Annotated in this window: 19 protein-coding genes; 4 read left to right on the forward strand and 15 right to left on the reverse strand. The window is 66.2% G+C overall.

Features of this window, described 5'->3' with window-relative positions; translation table 11 throughout:
• Positions 1 to 9 precede the first annotated feature (9 nt).
• Positions 10 to 288 (forward strand): hypothetical protein, encoded by a 279-nt coding sequence (locus tag ASE66_RS05775; protein ID WP_057188557.1) that lies wholly within the window; start codon positions 10 to 12, stop codon positions 286 to 288.
• Positions 285 to 767: a YbaK/EbsC family protein gene (locus ASE66_RS05780; RefSeq protein ID WP_057188558.1), complete on the forward strand. Its 483-nt coding sequence runs from the start codon at positions 285 to 287 to the stop codon at positions 765 to 767. Before ASE66_RS05775 ends, ASE66_RS05780 begins: the two co-directional genes overlap by 4 nt.
• Positions 768 to 770: 3 nt before the next feature.
• Here the strand turns inward: ASE66_RS05780 and ASE66_RS05785 are convergent, their stop codons facing one another.
• The 9 genes from ASE66_RS05785 to ASE66_RS05830 all read right to left on the reverse strand — a co-directional run bounded on the left by ASE66_RS05785 (position 771) and on the right by ASE66_RS05830 (position 9,497).
• Complete coding sequence (locus tag ASE66_RS05785) at positions 771 to 1,577, reverse strand: DUF72 domain-containing protein (protein WP_057188559.1); 807 nt, start codon at positions 1,575 to 1,577, stop codon at positions 771 to 773.
• A 517-nt stretch (positions 1,578 to 2,094) separates the two neighbouring features.
• Positions 2,095 to 2,871 carry an amino acid ABC transporter ATP-binding protein gene (locus tag ASE66_RS05795; protein ID WP_057188561.1) on the reverse strand — a complete coding sequence of 259 codons (777 nt, stop codon included), beginning with the start codon at positions 2,869 to 2,871 and terminating at the stop codon, positions 2,095 to 2,097.
• Positions 2,872 to 2,941: 70 nt separating this feature from the next.
• Complete coding sequence (locus ASE66_RS05800; protein ID WP_057188562.1) at positions 2,942 to 3,763, reverse strand: transporter substrate-binding domain-containing protein; 822 nt, start codon at positions 3,761 to 3,763, stop codon at positions 2,942 to 2,944.
• 94 nt (positions 3,764 to 3,857) lie between these two features.
• On the reverse strand, positions 3,858 to 4,508 hold the full coding sequence (locus ASE66_RS05805; RefSeq protein ID WP_057188722.1) for an amino acid ABC transporter permease: 651 nt from the start codon (positions 4,506 to 4,508) through the stop codon (positions 3,858 to 3,860).
• Between the two features lie 10 nt (positions 4,509 to 4,518).
• Positions 4,519 to 5,187, reverse strand: coding sequence for an amino acid ABC transporter permease (locus ASE66_RS05810; protein WP_057188563.1), 669 nt, complete (start codon positions 5,185 to 5,187; stop codon positions 4,519 to 4,521).
• Positions 5,188 to 5,296: 109 nt separating this feature from the next.
• Positions 5,297 to 6,058, reverse strand: coding sequence for a 3-ketoacyl-ACP reductase (locus ASE66_RS05815; RefSeq protein ID WP_057188564.1), 762 nt, complete (start codon positions 6,056 to 6,058; stop codon positions 5,297 to 5,299).
• A 1-nt stretch (position 6,059) separates the two neighbouring features.
• Positions 6,060 to 6,833 carry an enoyl-CoA hydratase/isomerase family protein gene (locus tag ASE66_RS05820; protein ID WP_057188565.1) on the reverse strand — a complete coding sequence of 258 codons (774 nt, stop codon included), beginning with the start codon at positions 6,831 to 6,833 and terminating at the stop codon, positions 6,060 to 6,062.
• On the reverse strand, positions 6,830 to 8,422 hold the full coding sequence (locus tag ASE66_RS05825) for an acyl CoA:acetate/3-ketoacid CoA transferase (protein ID WP_057188566.1): 1,593 nt from the start codon (positions 8,420 to 8,422) through the stop codon (positions 6,830 to 6,832). Before ASE66_RS05825 ends, ASE66_RS05820 begins: the two co-directional genes overlap by 4 nt.
• A 22-nt stretch (positions 8,423 to 8,444) precedes the next feature.
• Positions 8,445 to 9,497 (reverse strand): LacI family DNA-binding transcriptional regulator, encoded by a 1,053-nt coding sequence (locus tag ASE66_RS05830; RefSeq protein ID WP_057188567.1) that lies wholly within the window; start codon positions 9,495 to 9,497, stop codon positions 8,445 to 8,447.
• 167 nt (positions 9,498 to 9,664) lie between these two features.
• On the opposite strand from ASE66_RS05830, the gene ASE66_RS05835 reads away from it, so the two are divergent.
• Both ASE66_RS05835 and ASE66_RS05840 read left to right on the forward strand, forming a co-directional pair.
• Complete coding sequence (locus tag ASE66_RS05835) at positions 9,665 to 10,828, forward strand: dihydrodipicolinate synthase family protein (RefSeq protein ID WP_057188568.1); 1,164 nt, start codon at positions 9,665 to 9,667, stop codon at positions 10,826 to 10,828.
• A gap of 14 nt (positions 10,829 to 10,842) precedes the next feature.
• A complete protein-coding gene (locus tag ASE66_RS05840; RefSeq protein WP_057188569.1) occupies positions 10,843 to 11,991 on the forward strand; it encodes an acyl-CoA dehydrogenase family protein in 1,149 nt (382 codons plus the stop codon).
• A 173-nt stretch (positions 11,992 to 12,164) separates the two neighbouring features.
• Here ASE66_RS05840 and ASE66_RS05845 read toward each other — a convergent pair whose 3' ends face one another.
• The 6 genes from ASE66_RS05845 to ASE66_RS05870 form a co-directional block, all read right to left on the reverse strand.
• Positions 12,165 to 12,872, reverse strand: coding sequence for an ABC transporter ATP-binding protein (locus ASE66_RS05845; RefSeq protein WP_057188570.1), 708 nt, complete (start codon positions 12,870 to 12,872; stop codon positions 12,165 to 12,167).
• Position 12,873: 1 nt separating this feature from the next.
• Positions 12,874 to 13,617 (reverse strand): ABC transporter ATP-binding protein, encoded by a 744-nt coding sequence (locus tag ASE66_RS05850; RefSeq protein WP_057188571.1) that lies wholly within the window; start codon positions 13,615 to 13,617, stop codon positions 12,874 to 12,876.
• A complete protein-coding gene (locus ASE66_RS05855) occupies positions 13,614 to 14,657 on the reverse strand; it encodes a branched-chain amino acid ABC transporter permease (RefSeq protein ID WP_082613217.1) in 1,044 nt (347 codons plus the stop codon). The genes ASE66_RS05850 and ASE66_RS05855 overlap by 4 nt, the downstream gene beginning before the upstream one ends.
• Positions 14,650 to 15,540, reverse strand: coding sequence for a branched-chain amino acid ABC transporter permease (locus ASE66_RS05860; protein ID WP_057188572.1), 891 nt, complete (start codon positions 15,538 to 15,540; stop codon positions 14,650 to 14,652). Before ASE66_RS05860 ends, ASE66_RS05855 begins: the two co-directional genes overlap by 8 nt.
• Before the next feature lie 65 nt (positions 15,541 to 15,605).
• Positions 15,606 to 16,787 (reverse strand): ABC transporter substrate-binding protein, encoded by a 1,182-nt coding sequence (locus ASE66_RS05865; RefSeq protein ID WP_057188573.1) that lies wholly within the window; start codon positions 16,785 to 16,787, stop codon positions 15,606 to 15,608.
• Positions 16,788 to 16,873: 86 nt separating this feature from the next.
• Entirely contained in the window at positions 16,874 to 17,677 is an 804-nt protein-coding gene (locus ASE66_RS05870) for an enoyl-CoA hydratase/isomerase family protein (protein ID WP_057188574.1), read from the reverse strand.
• Positions 17,678 to 17,683: the final 6 nt, after the last annotated feature.

Consider the following 17,683-nt stretch of genomic DNA (forward strand, 5'->3'; position numbering starts at 1 on the left):
AGACGCCGGATGCACACCGTCAAGGTCATTGCGGCCGGCTTCGCCCTGCTCGGCGTGCTGCTCCTGATCGCGCCCCGGCTGAACACGGGCGGGCGTCATCCGATCGTCTTCGCGATGAAGCTGTTCATTCCGCTCTGGTTCGTCGTCTCGGTGATCAACCTGATCGTCGGCATCACCCGGGCGGGCTACAGCTTCCTGCAGGAGGCCCCGATCCTGCTCGCCGTCTTCGGCGTACCGGCGCTGGTGGCATCGCTGATCTGGTGGCGCTTCGGCAGGAGAGTTGCGTGAGCCTTGAATCCGTCCGCGCCTTCTTCGCGCAGCACGCCCCCGACATCGCCATCCTCGAGACCGACGGCAGCAGCGCCACGGTGACGCTGGCGGCGGAGGCCTTTGGGGTCGAGCCCGCCCGCATCGCCAAGACCCTGTCCTTCCGCCTCGGCGAGCGCGTCGTCCTGCTCGTCACCCGTGGCGACGCCCGCCTCGACAACAAGAAGACCAAGGCCGCCTTTGGCGCCAAGCCTCGCATGCTCGACCTCGACGAGGTCGTCGCCATCACCGGCCATCCGGTCGGCGGCGTCTGCCCGTTTGGCTTGCCGACCCCGCTGCCGGTCTATTGCGACGTCTCGCTGAAGGTCTTCGACGAGGTCGTGCCGGCGGCCGGCTCGACCCAGACCGCGGTGCGCATCAGCCCGGACCGCATGGCTGCGCTCACGGGCGCAGCATGGGTCGATGTCTGCCAGGAGCCCGCTGCCCAGGCCGCGCAGTAAGCCTCAGCCGCCGACGCGCTCGATCAGAGCCATCGCCGCAGCCGGGTTGCGGACCTTGTCGCCACTGATGACATAGAGGAAGACGTCGCGCGGCGCCTTCTCCGCCGCCGGCGCGACCAGCTCCAGATCATCCGGCGCGCCGCCCTTGGCCCAGTGCTTGGCACGGCCAGCCCAGGCATCGAGCTGTTTCGCGGGATAGCCCTGCGCCTCCGCCTCCTTAGTGCCCATGATCCGCGCATAGACGAAGGGCGCCGTCACGTCGGCAATCTGGGGGAAGTCGGAATCGCCCGAGGTGATGGCCGCGACACCGTACTCGCGCAGAAGTGCGACGAAATCCGGCGAGCGGAAGCTTGGATGGCGCACCTCCACGGCATGGCGCAGCGTGACGCCGTCGACCTCCTTCGGCAGCAACTTCAGGAACGCCTCGAAATCGGCGGGATCGAAGGCCTTGGTCGCCATGAACTGCCAGTTGATCGGGCCGAGCTTCTCCTTGAGCTCGCTGAGGCCGGAGGTCACGAACTTCTCGACCGAGGGACCAGCTTCGGCCAGCACGCGGCGATTGGTGCAGAAGCGCGAGCCCTTCAGCGCGAAGACGAAGCCATCCGGCGTTTCCGCCCGCCATTTGGCGAAGCTTTCCGGCTTCTGCGAGCCGTAATAGGTGCCGTTGACCTCGATCGAGGTCAACTTGCTCGCGGCATATTCGAGCTCGCGCTTCTGCGAGAGCTTGTCCGGATAGAACACGCCGCGCCAGGGCTCGAACACCCAGCCGCCAATGCCGATATGGATCTGTCCGGCTGCTTTGGTGGCCATGGCTTGCTTCCTCAACCGTGTCGTCCCAACGGACCGGCAGAGTAGTACGCTGCTGCAGCTGTCGATAGGCGGCAGCATGGTGCTAACTCTCACCGTCAGATCGTTGTTGAGGACGGAGCGTCGGCGTTTGCGTTGCGCCGACCGACTAAAGTCGATCGCCCGCAGCCCCTCCACGTTGGCCGACCGCCGTCACCTCTCCCTGAAGACGTGGTGAGCATGATCCATGACGGGCTTGACGAGATAGGAGAGTGCCATGCGGTCATCGCGAGAACCGTTGCCACCGAGAGAAGCCGCCGGCTCTGGTTGGCGTGCCGCGACCCGGCGGCGAGCCGTCGCAGGTCCGAGGCCGAGTAATGCGTCCGAAGCTTCACCGCGGCAGGAATGGCGCGAAGCCTCCTCGCGCCCATGGAATCAGTGAAACGGACCGCCGAAAAGACCTGTGTGTCAGCCTCGGCCGCCGTTGGTATTACTCATGATTCATTTTGAGATTTCACGTATTATTTGAAGATATACCAGATCAGGCGTGGTGCAGGATCTGTCCGAGGAACTGGCGCGTCCGCTCGCTCTGCGGCGCCGAGAAGAACTGCCCGGGCGGCGCCACTTCGACGATCTCGCCCGCGTCCATGAAGATCACCCGGTCGGCGACCTTGCGGGCAAAGCCCATCTCATGGGTGACGCAGATCATCGTCATTCCGCTCTCGGCGAGTTCGACCATGGTGTCGAGCACCTCGCTGACCATCTCGGGATCGAGCGCCGAGGTCGGCTCGTCGAACAGCATGATTTTCGGGTTCATGCAGAGCGAGCGGGCGATGGCGACGCGCTGCTGCTGCCCGCCCGAGAGCTGGACCGGGTATTTGTGGGCCTGCTCGGGAATGTGGACGCGCTCGAGGATCTTGCGGGCATTCGCCTCGGCTTCGGCTTTCCCGATGCCACGCACCTTCATCGGCGCGAGCGTGCAGTTCTCCAGCGCCGTCAGATGCGGAAACAGGTTAAAGCTCTGGAACACCATGCCGATCTCGCGGCGGATATCCTCGATGCCCTTGAGCTTGGCGTGGACGGTGGTGCCGTCGATGACGATATCGCCCTTCTGATGCTCTTCGAGTTGGTTCAGGCAGCGGATCAGCGTCGACTTGCCCGAGCCCGACGGCCCGCAGATGACGATGCGCTCGCCACGCGAAACCGTGAGATCGATGTCACGCAGGACCTGGAAGTCGCCATAGAACTTGTCGACCTTGCGCATCTCGATGATCACGTCGCCGATCTCGTGGTCGGCGGAAGAGGCTGTCGCGGACATCGGGCAAAAACCGTTCAGGGTGACAGTGAAAGGGTGCGCCCGGCCATGACCGGGCGCACGTCTTACGGGATCAGAACTGCGGCATCGCCGGCAGCTTCGACAATGGGATGCCGAACCACTTCTGGTTGATCTTCGACAATTCGCCATTGCCTTCGATCTCAGCGATGAACTTGTTGGCGAACTCGGCCAGCGCCGTATCGGCCTTGCGGAAGGCCATGCCGTTGGCCTGCTCGCGCAGCGTGATCTTCGGCTCCATGTTGAGCTGCGGATAGTCCTTGTTGAGCTGGGCGAGGATGGTGTTGCTCGCGCCCATCGCCTGGACCTGGCCGGAGATCAGAGCCTGCAACGCGGTCGCGTCGTCGTCATAGCGCTTGAGCGGCGTGCCCTGCGGAGCGACGGCGCTGATCGCGGTGTCCTGCGTCGAGGCGCGCGCGACGCTGATCGTCACCGGCTTCAGGTCTTCCGCCGTCTTGATGTTCAGGCTCTTGGGGGCGAGCACGTAGATCGTCAGCGTGCTGTAGGGGTTGGAGAACAGCACCTGCTTCTGGCGCTCGGCGGTGATGCCGAAGGTGGCGATCAGCACGTCGATCTTGTTGGTCAGCAGATAGGGGATGCGGTTCGGGCCCGTAACCGGCACGAGCTCGAGCTTGACCCCGAGCGACTTGGCCATCAGCGCCGCGACGTCGGCATCATAGCCGGCCGGCTGCTGCTGCGCGTCGGTGCCACCGAAGGGCGGATAGTCGGTCAGCACGCCGACCATCAGCTTGCCGCGGGCCTTGATCTCGTCCGGCGTGGCGGCCTGGGCAGGGGTTGCTCCGAGCGACGCGGCGGCGAGGCCGGCGAAGACCAGCGCGCCGAGGCTGCGGCGGCAGATCGATTTGAACAGTGACATCGGGCGTTCTCCTCTGAGGGTAGGCTGGTGTTGCATCGACGTGCCCTGAGCAGATTCTTGTCGCAAAAGTGGTTCCCACTTTTGCGGAACTTGCTCAGCGCGCGGCGACGAGGAGCTTTTGCTCCATTCGCTTGCTGTAGGCCGAGAGCGGCCGACAGATGACGTAGTAGACCAGTGCGACCAGCGCGAAGATCGTGAAGGGCCGGAAGGTGGCGTTGTTGATGATCTGCGCCGCGCGCGTCAGCTCGACGAAGCCGATGATCGAGGCGAGCGAAGTGCCCTTTATAAGCTGGACGAGGAAGCCGATCGTCGGCGGGATCGCGATCCGGACCGCCTGCGGTGCGATGACCAGCACCATCTTCGGCCAGTAGCGCAGGCCGAGCGAGGTCGCCGCCTCCCATTGCCCGCGCGGCACCACCTCGATCGCGCCGCGCCAGATCTCGCCGAGAAAGGCGCTGGCATGGAGCGACAGGCCGAGCGCCGCTGCCATCCAGGGGTCGACCGACCAGCCGAACAGCCCCGGCACGAAGAAGGCGAGGAAGAGCTGCATCAGCAGCGGCGTGCCCTGGAAGACCTTGATGTAGCCGGCCGAGGCGATCCTCAGCCATTTGTACTCGCCGCTCCGGGCCAATGCCACCAGTGCGCCGCCGAGCGCCCCGCCAAGAAAGGCGACGAGCGAGAGCAGCAGCGTCCAGCGCACTGCCATGATGATGTAGATGAGGTCGCCGGATCCGATTGTGCGCATCGTCGTCACCTCACCGGGTTGGCTTGCGCAGGAAGGCGCGCTCGATCGCGGCGAACACCGACCAGAAGAACACGGAGAGGCCGAGATACATGCAGGTGACGACGAAATAGACCTCGAAGCTGCGGAAGGTGCGGGACTGGATGTCGCCTGCCACCGCCGTGAGTTCGCTCGCCGCGATCGCCGAGCAGACGCTGGTGTTCAGCATCAGCAGGATGAACTGGCTGGTCAGCGAGGGATAGATCGCCTGGATCGCCGGTTTCAGGATGATGTAGCGGAAAATCTGCAGCGGGCGCATGCCCAGCGATTTGCCCGCCTCGATCTGCCCCTTCTGGATGCTCTCGATGCCGGCGCGGATGATCTCGATGCCATAGGCGCCGACATTCACCACCAGCGCCAGCAGCGCGGCCGTGTTCGAGGACATCTTCAGGCCCATCGAGGGCAAGCCGAAATAGATCATGAAGATCTGGATCAGGAACGGCGTGTTGCGGATCAGCTCGATGTACTCGTCGATGATCCAGCGTAGCCATTTCGGTCCCGAGGTCTTGCCGAGCGCGCCGGCGACCGAGACCACCATGCCGATCACCATCGCCAGTGCCGAGAGCACGAGCGAGTTCATCAGCCCCTGCAGCAGCTCCGGCCAGGCCGCGAAGACATCCGCAAAATCGAACTCATAACTCATGCGGCACACCCGCTCCGAGATTCCGCAGCCCCAACCGTCCTCATCGGCCTTGCCTCCATGCAGACCTGGCCCGCTTCAAGCGAGCTTCTCGGTCCTGTCGTTCCCACTACTAAAGCCGAGGGATCAGCAGACCGCCATCAGCATTGATCACCGTGCCCGTCGCATAGGCGAACTGCCCGCTGCTCAAGGCAGCGACACAGGCTGCGACATCCTCGCCCTCGCCCCAGCGTCCTGCCGGAATCAACCCCTCTGCGATGCGCGCATCGTATTTGGCGGCGACCTTGGCGGTCATATCGGTGCGGATCACGCCCGGCCGAACCTCGAAGACAGGAATGCCCTCCGGCGCGAGCCTGACCGCCAGCGCTTTCGCCCACATCGAGAGGCCGAGCTTCGAGACGCAGTACTGCGCCCGGTCGATCGAAACGAGCTCCGTACTCGCCGAAGTGATGAAGACCATTCCCGGCCGTTCCGGCCTGTCCGCGAGCATCGCCTTGGCGACCTCCTGGCTCAGGAAAGCGGCGCCGCGCAGGTTGATGTCCATCACGAGGTCGAAGCTGTCCTCCGTGATCTCCAGCATGTCGCCGCGCACGGGCGCGCCGATGCCGGCATTGGAGACGAAGAGGTCGAGCCGGCCGAAGGCCTGTTTCACATCGGCGACGAGACCGGCATGGCTCGCGACCGCCGCGACGTCGTGCTTGAAGAAGCGGGCCGTCGCGCCGACCTCTGCGAAGAGCCTCAAAGCTTCGGCGACGGCTTCATCCTCGGTTATGTCGGTGAAGGCGATGTCGTAACCGGTCTTGGCGAGGGCGACACCGATCGCGCGGCCGATGCCGCGCCTTGCGCCGGTGATCAGAGCGACAGGACGCGTCATCTCACTCTCCCCGGTAATGCGGTGTGCGCTTGTCCTGGAAGGCGGCGACGCCTTCCTTGACATCCGCGGTATAGGAGACGAGCGAGCTCGCCAGCGTCTCCATGATCGCTGCGCTGTCCTCGCCCTCGGCCGCGTTGATCAGCTGCTTGACGATGAGGTTCGCCACCGGCCCACGCTGGGTGACGCGCTCGGCCATGGTCTGCGCGGCGGCGAGCGCGCCGCCCTTCTCGACGACCTGATCGACGATCCCGAGGGCAAGCGCCGTCTCGGCGGTGACGATCTCGCCGGTCAGGGCCAGCCGCCGCGCCACCTGCCCACCCAGCCGCTTCACCAGCCTCTGCGTGCCCGACCAGCCGGGGATCATGCCGAGTCCAGTCTCCGGCAGGCCGATCTTGGCCTGCGCCTCGCAGATGCGGATGTCGGCGGTGACGGCGAGTTCCAGGCCGCCGCCGAGGGCATGACCGTTCATCGCGGCGATGACCGGCGGCTTCATCCGGGCGAGCTTGTCGAAGACGCGATGGCCGGAACGAACCCAGCCCTGCCCCATCTCCAGGGCAGAGAGCCCGCCCCAGGCGACGATGTCGCCGCCGGCGCAGAAGGCCTTGCCCTCGGCGGTGAGGATGACGGCACGCACCGAGCGATCGGCGTCGATCGCGTCGGCAAAGCGGCCGAGCAGCCCGACCATGACGTCGTCGAGTGCGTTGAGCTTTTCTGGCCGGGCGAGCGTGATCGTCGCGATGCCGGCGGTGATATCGAGGCGGACGGGATCTCTCATGCCGCCCTCGCCGGAACTTCGAGGCCGATCAGCGCCTCATCGAACAGAGCCGCATCCATCAGCTTGGGCGGCTTGGGTACCAGCAGCGGGAACTCGCTCTGGCTAAGGATGTCGCGCTCGAGGTCGACGCCCGGCGCGATCTCGGTGACGACGATGCCTTCCGAGGTCAGCCTCATCACGCAGCGTTCGGTAATGTAGGTCACGTCCTGCCCCTGGGCGACGGCGCGCGGGCCGGAGAAGGAGATGTGTTCGACAGCCTCGACCAGCTTCTTCACCTTGCCCTCCTTCTCGATGACGAGCTTGCCGTCAGCGATCGCGAGCTTGGCGGCGGCGCTGAAATAGCCGGAGAAGACGATGCGCCTGGCGCGGGCGGTGATGTCGATGAAGCCGCCGGCTCCGGCCGTGACATGCGGCCTCACTCCGAGCTTGGAGACGTTGACGCAACCCTTCTGGTCGATCTGCAGGAAGGAGAGCAGCGACATGTCGAAGCCCGCCCCCTGGAAGTAGGTGAACTGGTAGGGCGAAGGCACGATCGCCTCGGCATTGGAGGCGCAGCCGAACTGGAACTCGAGCAGCGGCACGCCACCGACGGCGCCCTGCTCGATCACCCAGGTCACGGCGCCGTGCTGGCCCTCCTCGATCAGGATGCGCGGCACGTTGGCCGAGATGCCGAAGCCGATATTGACGGCATCGCCGTAGCGAAGCTCCTGGGCGACGCGCCGCGCGATCACCTTGGCGACATCGAAAGCCGGCGTCTCGAAGCTCGACATGGGCCGTGAGACCTCGCCGGAGATCGCCGGATCGTAGCTGGTCTGCGTCGTCTGCATCTGGTTGGGGGCGACCACGATCGCATCGACGAGGATGCCGGGAACAAAGACCTCCTGCGTCTTGATGCTGCCGGCGGCAACGACGCGCTTCACCTGCGCGATGACGACGCCGCCATTGTTGCGCACCGCGAGCGCCTGATCGAGCGGGCCGAGATAGCCACCTTCATGCTCGTAGGAGAGGTTGCCGCGCTCATCGGCAGTGGTGGCGCGGATGATGGCGACCTTCGGCACGATGCTGCGGAAATAGAGCCAATCCTCGCCATCGAACGCGACGCGACTGACGATCGGCTCGGCCGCGGCGCGGGCGTTCATGGCGCAGCCCTGGTGCTGCGGGTCGACGAAGGTGTCCATGCCGATCTTGGTCAGCACGCCTGGCCGCTTCGCCGCGGCCTCGCGATGCAGGTCGAAGAGGATGCCGCTCGGGATGTTGTAGGCCGGGATCTGATCGCCCGTGACCATCTTCCAGATCTCCGGCGGCTCGGCTGAGGACGGACCGGAGGGGTAGGAACCGCCCATGATCCGCGCCAGCAGGCCGGGCTTGGCGAGATGATCGATGCCCCTGATGCCCCACATGTCGCCGGCGGCGATCGGGTGCAGCGTCGTCAGGTTGCGCGGATGACCGGAGGCATCGAAGCGCCGGCCGATCGCCGCCAGCACCGCATCGGGGCAGCCCAAGCCCGAGGAGGAGGAGACGGTGACGATCGCGTCGTCCGGAATCAGGGCGGCGGCTTCGTCGGCAGAAAGGATGCGGGGAAAGGCCATGATTTTGTCTCTGGGAGAGGTTTCAGCCGGCGGCGGCGAGCGCGCGGTGATAGGCGCCGCAGGATTCGCGGATGACGAGGTTGGCGGGGCCGATGAAGCTTTCCGGTTCCACCGTGGGATCCTTGATCTGCTTCAGCAGCAGCGCAGCCGCGCGCTCGCCGAGCCCGACGGGGTCTACCGCGACGGTGGTGAGCGCCGGCGAGACATGGCGCGCCTCGCTGGTGTCGTCGAAGCCGACGATGGCGATGTCGCGCCCGACGACGAGGCCATGTCGCGCTGCCGCCAGCATGGCGCCGATGGCGACGACATCGTTGTAGCAGACCACGGCCGTCGGCCGATCGCCCAGCGAGAGCACGGCGCTCATCGCGCCAAAGCCACCATCGCGCGTCGGCATGCTTTCGAGGTTGAGGGCAGGATCGACGCTGCGGCCGGCAGCCTCCATGGCCGCGAGGAAGCCGCCATGCCGCTCCTGCCGAACCACCATCGAATGCATGCCGCCGAGATAGGCGATGCGCTCATGACCGAGATTGATGAGATGGCGGGTGATTCGGCTGGCGCCCGCGACGTTCTCCGGCACGACATGGCTGACCTCGGCGCCCGGCAGGCGACGGATCGCCACCAGCAGCGCCGTGTCGGCCGCCCGGACCCAGTCGAGATGCTCAGGGCGGGTATCCAATGCCGGGCAGAGGATGAGGCCGCCCGCGCCATGCTCGCGCATCATCCGCATCACCTGGTCCTGCCGCACTACGCTCTCGGCGGTGTTGGCCATGAAGGCGACATAGCCCGCCATCTGCAGGACCTTCTCCACGCCGATGGCGAATTCGGCGAAGAACGGATTGGAGAGATCGTTGAGGATGAGGCCGACGATGCGGGACTGCGCATTGCGTAGGTTGGCGGCGCCGCGATTATAGACATAGCCGAGCCGGTCCATCGTCTGCAGGACCTGCCGGCGCGTATCGGACTTGACGCTGCCGCGGCCGGTCAGGACGAGCGAGACCGTCGATTTCGAGACGCCCGCGGCGTCCGCGATCTCGATGATCGTCACCTTCTCCTTGCTGCCTTTCGGCTGCGGCATCGTTTCATCCCTGAAGCGCAAGGCGCCGTTCGTTTTCTGGAACGTTCCAATATCAGGAGATTGAAGGTCATGCAATATCCCTCTTTCAAACGATTTTACTGCCTTGTATAAGGCTGCAAGCGCGTTCTTGAATTGGAACGTTCCAATAAACCAGACCGGAGGAAGCGATGGCCGAGATCAACCTGCCCCGCACGGATGGCAGCAGCGAGCGCTACAGGTTGGCGCCGCCATCGCCCTATCCCCGCATCGCTCCGGCCAATAGCGTCCGCACGGTCTATGCCGCCGCTCACGTCGTCGCCGACCCGCTGAAGCTGATCGAGCCCTGGCGGGTACCCGCTGTGGACTGGGAGGCGACGCTCGCCTTCCGTCGCCATCTCTGGGGGCTCGGCTTCAAGATCGCCGAAGCCATGGACACCTCCCAGCGCGGCATGGGGCTGGACTGGTCCAATGCGGCCGAGCTGATCGCGCGCTCGCTCGCCGAGGCCAAGGCAACGCCCGGCGCCGACCTCGCCTGCGGCGCCGGCACCGACCAGCTCGATCCGCAGGCGGTGCGCAGCCTCGACGAGGTCATCCACGCCTATGAGGAGCAGATCGGTCATGTCGAGAGGCATGGCGGCAAGGTCATCCTGATGGCGAGCCGCGCCCTTTGCCGCGTCGCCAAGGGGCCGGACGACTATCTTGCCGTCTATGGCCGCCTGATCAGCCAGTGCCGCGGCAAGGTGATCCTGCACTGGCTCGGCGAGATGTTCGACCCGGCGCTCGACGGCTATTGGGGCAGCCGCGACTTCAAGCCGGCGATGGAGACGGTGCTCACCTTGATCCGCGAGCACGCCGCAAGGATCGACGGCATCAAGATCTCGCTGCTCGATGCCGGCAAGGAGATCGAGATGCGCCGCCTCCTGCCCGACGGCGTCGTGATGTATACCGGCGATGACTTCAACTATGCCGAGCTGATCGCCGGCGACGAGCAGGGCTTCTCGCACGGCCTGCTCGGCATCTTCGACCCGATCGCGCCGGCTGCCGCCGCGGCTTTCGCGAGATTGGAGGCGGGCGACCGCGCCGGCTTCCACGCCATCCTCGATCCGACCGTCGCGCTGTCGCGGCGGCTCTTCGAGGCGCCGACGCAGCACTACAAATGCGGTGTCGTCTTCCTCGCCTGGCTGGGTGGCTTCCAGAGCCATTTCCGCATGGTCGGCGGCGCCGAATCCGCGCGGGGCATTCTGCATTACGCCGATCTCTTCCGTCTCGCCGACAAGGCCGGGCTGTTCGCCGATCCGGAGCTCGCGGCCCGCCGGATGACGCAGCTCTGTGCCCTCAACGGCATCGCCTGAGAGAGGAGAAAAGCATGCACGCCCCCCTGCTCGATGCTGAGATCTACGGCCAGATTCGCGAGACCGCCCGGCGCTTTGCCGACGATGTCATCAAGCCCGCCGCCGCCGATCTCGACCGCGACGAGACCTTCCCGGCCGAGATCTACGCCCAAATGGGCAAGATCGGCCTGTTCGGGATCACCGTGCCGGAGGAGCATGGCGGAGCCGGCCTCGACAGCTTCGCCTATGCCGCCGTGATGGAGGAGCTGTCGCGCGGCTATGCCTCGGTCGCCGACCAGTGCGGCCTCGTCGAGCTGATCGGCACGTTGCTGACCCGATACGGTACGCCGGAACAGCTGCGGCGCCTGCCGGACATCCTCTCGGGGAAAACCCGCGTCGCCTATTGCCTGACCGAGGCCGAAGCCGGCTCCGACCTTTCCAATGTCCGCACCACGGCGCGCGAGACCGCCGACGGCTACGTCATCGACGGCGGCAAGCTCTGGATCCACAACGCCCCGGTCGCCGATCTCGGCTTCGTGCTGGCCTCGACCGATCCGGCCGCCGGCCATCGCGGCATGAGCATCTTCCTGGTCGACCTGCATACGCCTGGCGTCTCGCGCGGGCCGAAGGAGCACAAGATGGGCCAGCGCGCGAGCCAGGTCGGCGCGCTCAGTTTCGACGATGTCGCCGTGCCGCGCGAGGCCCTGCTCGGCCCGAAGGGGCGCGGTTTCCACATCATGATGAGCGTGCTGGAGAAGGGCCGGGTCGGCATCGCCTCGCTGGCGGTCGGCATCGCCCAGGCGGGGCTGGAGGCGGCTCTGGCCTATGCCCGCGACCGGCGCCAGTTCGGCAAGCCGATCCTCGACAATCAGGGCCTGCAATGGATGCTGGCCGACATGGCCAAGGACATCGCCGCCGCCCGCGCATTGGTCGAGCGCGCGGCGTTGCTGATCGACCACGCCAAGCCCGCGACCTCCGCCTCCTCGATGGCGAAGTGCTTTGCCAGCGACATGGCGGTGGCGCAGACGGCCAACGCCGTACAGATCTTCGGTGGTTCCGGCTATATCCGCGGCTTCGAGGTCGAGCGGCTCTATCGCGACGCCAAGATCACCCAGATCTACGAAGGCACCAACCAGATCCAGCGCACCATCATCGCGCGGGAGCTGATCAAGAACGGTGCTTGAGCTAGGCTAGAGGGCCGTCTCCGACCACGCCCGGGTCCTGACGATTCGCTTGCGGTTCGGCGGCCAGGTCGAAGCTGGCCCTTCGTGGACCCGGATGATCTCCAGTGCCGGTCGGCCGCGCGGGAGAGGCCCAGTGTCTCTAGTGCAGCCAATGGCAACATGACGCTTTGGCGTCAGACGGCTAGAGCCGTCAGCAACTTCTCTCGGTCGGCCTCGTCTTCGGCGTCTCCGCTGAGCACGATCCGCCCGCGCTCGATCACGACGAAGCGGTCGGTCACCGACAGCGCCTCGTGCACGTTCTGCTCGACGAGAAGCACGATACAGCCTCGCTCGCGCAATTCGCGCACAATGGCGAAGACCTCGGCGACGATCATCGGCGCCAGCCCCTCGCTCGGTTCGTCGACCAGCACGAGCCGCGGCTCGCCGACCAGCACGCGCGCCATGGCGAGCATTTGCTGTTCGCCACCGGAGAGCGTGGTGCCGAGTTGGCGACGGCGCTCGCCAAGGCGGGGAAAGCGGTCGTAGATCTGCTCGACCGCGGCGCGCTCGGCCCGGGCGCCGCGGGCTCGCACCTGCAATAGGCCGAGCTGCAGGTTCTCCTCGACGGTGAGGCCAGGAAAGATGCGTCTGTCCTCGGGCACGAGTCCGACGCCGGAGAGGCAGATTCGATCGGGCGTCAGGCCCGTCAGCGGCCGGCCGCCAAGCGTGATCGCACCTTCGCTCGGCCTGACCCAGCCGGCAATGGTCTTCAGCAGCGTCGTCTTGCCGACGCCGTTGCGGCCGAAGATGCCGATCACCTCGCCGGGAGCGGCCGAAAGATCGATGCCCTGGATGACGTGGCTCAGACCGTAATGGCTGTGCAGTCCGTTGATCGCGAGCATATCAGTGATGTCCGAAATAGGCGGCCTGCACGGCCGGATCAGCCCGCACCACAGCGGGCGGTCCCTCGGCGAGCTTGCGGCCTTGGTGCATGACCACGACATGATCCGAGAGGTCCATGACGAGGCCGATATCATGCTCGATCAAGAGCACGCTGACATCCTTGCTGAGCTCGCGCACCAGCTTGGCCGTGTCGGCCGTGTCGGCGTGGCTCATGCCCTGCGTCGGTTCGTCGAGCAGCAGGATCTTCGGCTCCGACGCCAAGCAGACCGCGATTTCGAGCCGGCGCTGGTCACCATGCGAGAGGTTACCGGCCAGCTCGTCGCGCTTGTGGCCGAGCTGGAAGCGGTCGAGCATCTCGCGGGTCTTGGCGAGCGCCCGGATCGAGCGGCCGAGCGGCAGGAAGGCACGGGCCTTCGGCTCCAGCACCTGCGCCGCCATGCGCAGATTCTCCGCCACCGTCAGCTCGAAGAACAGATTGGTGATCTGGAAGGAGCGCGACAGCCCTGCCGCCTTGGTGCGGGCCGGCGAGGCGCCGGTCATGTCGACGCCGTCGATCAGGAGCTGTCCGGATTTGGGCTTGAGCGCTCCGCTGATCAGGTTGAACAGCGTCGACTTGCCGGCGCCGTTCGGCCCGATCACGGTGGTGATCCGGTTGCGCTGCGCGTTGAAGCTGACCCGATCGACCGCCTTGAGGCCGCCGAAGGCGATGCCGAGATCGCGGATTTCGAGGACGGGACCGGTCATGGCTTGGCGCTCCCCGGTTCGAGCTGGGCCGAGGTGAAGGACGGCGCAGCCGGCTCGCGCGCACCGGCGAGCAGCCGCTCTTCGATGCGCGGCCGGATGAAGCCGACGAGCCCCTTGGGCAGGAACATCACGCAGATCATGAAGATCAGGCCGATCACGATCAGATGGTGCTCGGTCCAGCTGCCGATGATCGACTTCAGCACGACGAGCAGCACCGAGCCGTAGATCGCGCCGATCAACGTGCCGACGCCGCCGAGGATGACCGAGATCACCGCATTGCCGGAGGTGGCGAAGAACATCAGCTCGGGTGAGACGAAGCCGCGCAGCATCGGGTAGAGCGCGCCCGAGAGTCCGGCGATCAGCCCGGCCAGCACATAGGAGAACATCCGCGCCCGCCAGACCGAATAGCCGAGGAAGGGCACGCGCTTCTCATTGGCCTTGAGCGCGGTCAGCACCCGCCCGAACGGCGTGTCGAGCAGATAGGCGGTGAGCCCGTACAGCCCCATGATGATCGCGAGCACGATCAGGAAGAAGCCGACCGGATTACCGGCCGAGACCGAAACCGGGCCGAAGCCGATCTCGATGACGGGAATGCCGATCATGCCGTCGGAAGCGCCGAGCTCGCGGGTATTGTAGACGACCTTGGCGACGACCTGCGCCAGGCCGAAGGTGATCAGCGCGAAATAGACGCCGCGCACCCGGTTGGCGATCAGCCCGCCGAGGATGGAGGCGACGAGCGTCACCCCGCCCGCCGCCGCCATGGCGAGCCAGAAGGACGGCACCTTCAGCAAGGTCAGCGCCGAGACATAGGCGCCGATGCCGAAATAGAGCGCCTGTCCCAGCGAGAGCGCGCCGGAATAGCCGAGCAGCAGGTCGACCGAGAGCGCGAGCCCTGCGAAGATCAGCGCCTCCGTGCCGAGGCGGAGATAGAAGGTGTCGCCGCTGGCGGCGCCGATCGCGGCGAGCGCGAGCGCGGCCGCAACGAAGATCAGGGCGAGCAAATGGCTCGCGCGCATTGATAGCGTCAGCCGGTCACGCATGGCCGAGCCTCCCGAACAGGCCCTGCGGGCGGAAAACGAGGAAAGCGACCATGGTCCCGAACACGATCGGATCGGTCCAGACCGGCGAGATCACCAGGCTGGCGAGCGCCTGGACCTGCGTCAGCAGCAGGCCGGCGACGACCGCGCCCCAGATCGAGCCCATGCCGCCGACGATGACGACGGTGAAGGCGAGCAGGATGAAGTCTCGCCCCATGGTCGGGAAGACCGAATAGATCGGCGCGAGCAGGACGCCGGCAAGGCCGGCCAGCGCCACGCCGAAGGCGAAGGTGCCGGCATAGACCAACGCCACCGGCACGCCGAGCGAGGCCGCCATGTTGCGGTCGAAGGCGGCGGCGCGCACCATCGCGCCGAGCCTGGTGCGGTAGACGACATAGGCGACGCCGGTAACGATCGCCGCGCCGACCACGATCAGGAAGAGCCGGTAGTTCGGCACGATGATGCCGGCGAGCTCGATCGCCCCCGGGATGGGCGTCGGCGGACGCTGGGTGTTGGGGCCAAAGGCGACCTTGAGCAGATCCTCAACCACAAGAGCGAGACCGAAGGTGACGAGCAGCGTGGTGACGTGCCGATCCCGGCTGTCGAAGACTGGCCGGATCAGCAGGCGTTCGGCCGCCATGCCGAGCGGCACCATCAGGACCGGCACCAGCACGAGCAGGAACCAGAAGCTGATCCCGGCCGCGCCGAGGGCGAGGGCCGCATAGGCGCCGATGGCGTAGAACTCACCATGGCTCATGTTGATGACGTCGAGCATGCCGAAGATGATCGTCAGCCCGAGGGCGACCAGCACCACGGCGACCCCGAGCGCGAGCCCGTTGACGACCTGCGGCGCCAGCACGAATTGGAGGTAGTCGAGGGCATTCATGTCATGTGCTTTCGCGAGGGCGGTGTGACCCCTCCCTGTGTCAAGGGAGGGGTCGGCGCCTGTCCTCAGAACCGGGTGCAGGCGTCGGGGCCGATCGCCTTGTCGGCATCGACCTTGTCGATAATGTCGAACTTGCCCTTGGCGACGCGCACCACATACATCGGCTGCATCGCCTGGTGGTCGCCGGCGCGGATGGTCTTGGCGCCCTGCGGGGTTTGCCAGCTCAAGCCGCGCAGCGCCTCGCGCACCTTGTCGGTCTCGGTCGAGCCCGCCTTCTCGACGGCCGCCTTGTAGGCGAAGAGCAGGCCGTAGCTGTCGGCACCGTAGAGGTCCGGATCGGCCTTGTTGGCCGCGCGGAAGGCTGCGACGAACGCCTTGTTCTCGGGCGTGTCGATCTGCGGGGAATAGCCCACGCCGGTGGCGAAGCCCTCAGCCGCCTGGCCGATCGCACTGATGTTCTGGGAGGTCACGGTGCCCGAGGCGCCGACGACCTGCAGGTTGGTGAGCAAGCCGAAATCCTGCAGCTGGGTCAGCAACCTGACCGTGTCGTTGCCGGCGACGGAGGTATAGAGCACCTGCGGCCGTGAAGCGCGGATCTGGCCGAAATACTGGGTGTAGTCCTTGGAATCGAGCGGCGCGAACACCTCTCCGCCGGTCGGCGCGCCCGACTTCTCGGCGCTGCTCTTGAAGGCGGCGACGGTCGAGCGGCCCATCTCGTAGTCCGGGCCGAGATAATAGACCTTGGCCTTCGGTTTCTCCTTGGCGAGCCAGGCGGCGAGCGCGACTGATTGTTGCTCGGCGCGCGCGTTCACACGGAACATGTTCGGCGAGCATTTGTCGGTAGTGATCGAGTCGGCGAAGGAGACGGTCGTCGCCGCGAGCTTGGCGTTGCGCTCGGCCAGCTGGGCGACGGCGAGCGTCGAGCCGGAATTGACCGTGCCGGTGAGGAAGTCGACCTTCTCGACCTGGAACAGCTTCTCGGCCTTCTGCACGGCGACGGCAGGGTTGGCCTCCTCGTCCTCGAAGACCAGGTTGACCTGCCGGCCGGCGATGCCGCCTGCGCCATTGATCTCCTTGGCGGCGAGTTCAAGACCCCAGCGGACCTGCTGGCCGATCGGGGTATAGGTGCCCGACAGCGGCGTGACGACGCCGATCTTGATCGGGCCGCTCTGGGCGAGCGCACCGCCGGTGAGCGCTGTTGCGGCGAGCAGCCCAGCGACGGCTGCGAGATATCCGGTCGTCTTCATGGTCGTTCCCTCGGTTCTGGTTATTGTTCTGCGACGTCAGTTCGGCGGACTCGCGCGAGCCGTGCTCGCGCGGGTATTTTGCCGGCTCAGCGGCCGGTGAACTTGGGTGCGCGCTTGGCGTGGAAGGCCTCGACGCCCTCGCGGAAATCGTCGGACTGGCGCAGGCGGCTGTAGCAATGCCCCTCCAGCTCGATCGCGATCGCCAGCGTCGAATCCTCGGTGTCGTTGAGCAGCTTTTTGGCGGTGCGCTGGGCGATCGGCGAGAAGGAGCGCAGTTCGTCGACCAGGCGATCGGTCGCGGCCTCGAGCTCGGCATCCGGCACGCATTCGGTGGCGATGCCCCAGTCGAGCGCCTGCTTGCCCGAGATGCGCTTGGAGCGCATCACGATGTCCTTGGTCCGGGTGATGCCGACGATCTTCTGCAGGCGGGCCGAGCCGCCCGAGCCGGGGATCTGCCCGAGCTTCTGCTCCGGCAGCGCGTATTGGCAGGTCTCCGAGACGATGCGGAAATCGCAAGCGAGCGAGATCTCGAAGCCGACGCCAAAGGCGTAGCCGCGATTGGCGACGATCACCGGCTTGGAGCAGCGCGCCGGCGCGGCGATGTTCCAGGCGAGCTTGGAGACATGCTCCGGCGAAGCCTCCAGGAAGCCCTTGATGTAGCCGCCGGAGGAGAAGTGCTCGCCCACCGCGCGCAGCACGATGATGCGCACGCGATCATCTTCGTCGAGCGCCTCGAACACCTTGCGCAGCTGGTCGCGCTGGGCCATCGCCACCGTGTTCATCGGCGGCCGGTCGAGGATGATGTCGGCGCGCTCGCGGGCGGGATCGATCTCGACACGGAAGCCGTCGAGGCCCGTGAGACTGGCGTGGATCGGGGTGACTGCGTTCATGCTGAT

The organism is Allobosea sp. Root483D1 (genome assembly GCF_001429505.1).
In the GTDB taxonomy this organism is placed as follows: domain Bacteria; phylum Pseudomonadota; class Alphaproteobacteria; order Rhizobiales; family Beijerinckiaceae; genus Allobosea.

Excerpts from the sequence above, each read along its gene's own strand:
- ASE66_RS05805 (WP_057188722.1), bottom strand. The coding sequence starts at position 4,508 with ATGCGCACAATCGGATCCGGCGACCTCATCTACATCATCATGGCAGTG.
- ASE66_RS05830 (WP_057188567.1), bottom strand. The coding sequence starts at position 9,497 with ATGCCGCAGCCGAAAGGCAGCAAGGAGAAGGTGACGATCATCGAGATC.
- ASE66_RS05845 (WP_057188570.1), bottom strand. The coding sequence starts at position 12,872 with ATGCTCGCGATCAACGGACTGCACAGCCATTACGGTCTGAGCCACGTC.
- ASE66_RS05775 (WP_057188557.1), top strand. The coding sequence starts at position 10 with ATGCACACCGTCAAGGTCATTGCGGCCGGCTTCGCCCTGCTCGGCGTG.
- ASE66_RS05810 (WP_057188563.1), bottom strand. The coding sequence starts at position 5,187 with ATGAGTTATGAGTTCGATTTTGCGGATGTCTTCGCGGCCTGGCCGGAG.
- ASE66_RS05840 (WP_057188569.1), top strand. The coding sequence starts at position 10,843 with ATGCACGCCCCCCTGCTCGATGCTGAGATCTACGGCCAGATTCGCGAG.
- ASE66_RS05860 (WP_057188572.1), bottom strand. The coding sequence starts at position 15,540 with ATGAATGCCCTCGACTACCTCCAATTCGTGCTGGCGCCGCAGGTCGTC.
- ASE66_RS05870 (WP_057188574.1), bottom strand. The coding sequence starts at position 17,677 with ATGAACGCAGTCACCCCGATCCACGCCAGTCTCACGGGCCTCGACGGC.
- ASE66_RS05825 (WP_057188566.1), bottom strand. The coding sequence starts at position 8,422 with ATGGCCTTTCCCCGCATCCTTTCTGCCGACGAAGCCGCCGCCCTGATT.
- ASE66_RS05850 (WP_057188571.1), bottom strand. The coding sequence starts at position 13,617 with ATGACCGGTCCCGTCCTCGAAATCCGCGATCTCGGCATCGCCTTCGGC.
- ASE66_RS05820 (WP_057188565.1), bottom strand. The coding sequence starts at position 6,833 with ATGAGAGATCCCGTCCGCCTCGATATCACCGCCGGCATCGCGACGATC.
- ASE66_RS05785 (WP_057188559.1), bottom strand. The coding sequence starts at position 1,577 with ATGGCCACCAAAGCAGCCGGACAGATCCATATCGGCATTGGCGGCTGG.
- ASE66_RS05800 (WP_057188562.1), bottom strand. The coding sequence starts at position 3,763 with ATGTCACTGTTCAAATCGATCTGCCGCCGCAGCCTCGGCGCGCTGGTC.
- ASE66_RS05865 (WP_057188573.1), bottom strand. The coding sequence starts at position 16,787 with ATGAAGACGACCGGATATCTCGCAGCCGTCGCTGGGCTGCTCGCCGCA.
- ASE66_RS05855 (WP_082613217.1), bottom strand. The coding sequence starts at position 14,657 with ATGCGTGACCGGCTGACGCTATCAATGCGCGCGAGCCATTTGCTCGCC.
- ASE66_RS05835 (WP_057188568.1), top strand. The coding sequence starts at position 9,665 with ATGGCCGAGATCAACCTGCCCCGCACGGATGGCAGCAGCGAGCGCTAC.
- ASE66_RS05815 (WP_057188564.1), bottom strand. The coding sequence starts at position 6,058 with ATGACGCGTCCTGTCGCTCTGATCACCGGCGCAAGGCGCGGCATCGGC.
- ASE66_RS05795 (WP_057188561.1), bottom strand. The coding sequence starts at position 2,871 with ATGTCCGCGACAGCCTCTTCCGCCGACCACGAGATCGGCGACGTGATC.